At 56.1% G+C, this 1662-nt stretch carries 1 protein-coding gene; it reads right to left on the reverse strand.

Annotated elements, in window-relative coordinates; all coding sequences use genetic code 11:
- Nucleotides 1-38 precede the first annotated feature (38 nt).
- Nucleotides 39-1591 (reverse strand): IS3 family transposase gene (locus HU765_RS26560; protein ID WP_186624070.1). Its coding sequence is split into 2 segments (ribosomal slippage): nt 39-1129 and nt 1129-1591, totalling 1554 coding nucleotides; the frame shifts between segments, so codons are not numbered across the junction.
- Nucleotides 1592-1662 lie beyond the last annotated feature (71 nt).

Genomic DNA, 1662 nt, shown 5'->3' on the forward strand with positions numbered 1-1662 from the left:
CGGCGTTTTTCAAGGTAGTTGTCGCGTCAGCGATGTTGCTATGCCACTTTCACGGTCACGCTGAGTTCCCTTTCAGGGTTTAGATATACCGTTCCGATCGGGCTCCAGTTGCGTGTTTCAGCGGACCATCGTTCAGGTTTTCTTTCTCGAGCAAGTCGGTAAACATCATGACGGCGGGCAAGTGTTTCCCTGTCCTTGCCGTCATGCCGCTGGGTCGGTGTGACAAAGCGGATTCGGCTATGGCGATGCACAGTGTTGTACCAGGTCATAAAATCCCTGACCCAGGCCCGCGCTACGTCCAGACTTCCAAACCCATTCACTGGCCACTGCGGACAGTATTTCAGCGTTCTGAACAACGACTCCGAGTAGGGATTGTCGTTGCTCACGCGTGGTCGTCCACGCGAAGGAGTGATACCCAAATCGTGCATTTTGGACAGTAGCGTCACCGATTTCATGGGGGCTCCATTATCCGAGTGAAGCACCAGCGGTTGGCGCCAGCACTGTTCCTGGGTCACGCTTCGTTGCAGTAACGCCGCTGCTTTTTCCCCGCTTTCTGCCTCGTAGACCTCCCAACCCACGGCTTTGCGACTGTAAATATCCTCAATCAAGTAGAGGTAGTAAAACTGTCCGCGAACCGGCGAGGGCAGATAGGTGATATCCCATGACCAGACCTGATTGGCTGACGTCGCGGCATACGTCGTGGGGGCTGCCCGGTGCTGCGGCTGTTTGGCCCGAGAACGGTGCTGTTGCTGGCCTGCCGCGTGCAGTACCCGGTAAAAAGTAGCTTCTGAGGCCAGATAACGCCCCTCATCAGCCAGCAGCGGCACGATCTGGCTTGGAGGCAGATGCGCATAAGCCTTGCTGCTGCACAACGTCACGATGCCTTGACGCTCCAGCTCGCTGAGCGCATTTCTGGGTGTTGCCCTGAGCGTTGTAGTGCGCCCATCGGCAAGGATTTCGTGGGTCAAGCTCCAGCGCTGCAAAGTCCTGAGGGAGATGCCCACTTCCTGACAAGCAGGCGCCTTACGGGCGCCCGCCGTAATCGCTTCATTGAGCCAACTCACGAGTAAATACCGTTCTGGCAACAAGGTCAGTTGCCCTCGTCGTCGCTCCCCCAGTAGGCATTGAGCTTTTTTCGCAGTACCAACAACGCCGCTGTCTCAGCCAACGCCGCGTCTTTACGGCGCAGCTCACGCTCCAGCACACGGATGCGATTCTTGTCCTCGCGCGCTTGTCCGGCATCTGCTTTTTTGACCGTCGGCTGATTAGAGCTGTTGGTGATAAACGCGTTACGCCAGGCAGCAATTTGCTCAGGGAAAATACCCTTGCGGCGGCAGTATTCGCCCATTTCCAGTTCCGACAGAGAGGATGTTTCGATGATCACCGTCAGTTTGGATTCGGCTGACCAATTCTCCGCCGGTTGCTTGGTTTCAGGCAATTGAGTTCCTTGGGCTGCAGCTTGCTTGCGCCATTGATAGAGAGAAACATCGCTGCACCCTTCACGTCGCGAGACCTCTTTTGCAGAGAGACTCAGAGGCGGGAGCATCATTTTCAGCAGCGAGGCTTTTCGTTCTGGTGAGTAGAAGGACATGACCATACTCTTGCCGCCCCCGGAATGCGTTTAAGAATTCGCAGAGGCGACAACTATCCTGACACCGGGGG

This window comes from Pseudomonas sp. SWRI81, from assembly GCF_014268545.1.
Classification (GTDB): Bacteria; Pseudomonadota; Gammaproteobacteria; order Pseudomonadales; family Pseudomonadaceae; genus Aquipseudomonas; species Aquipseudomonas hamedanensis.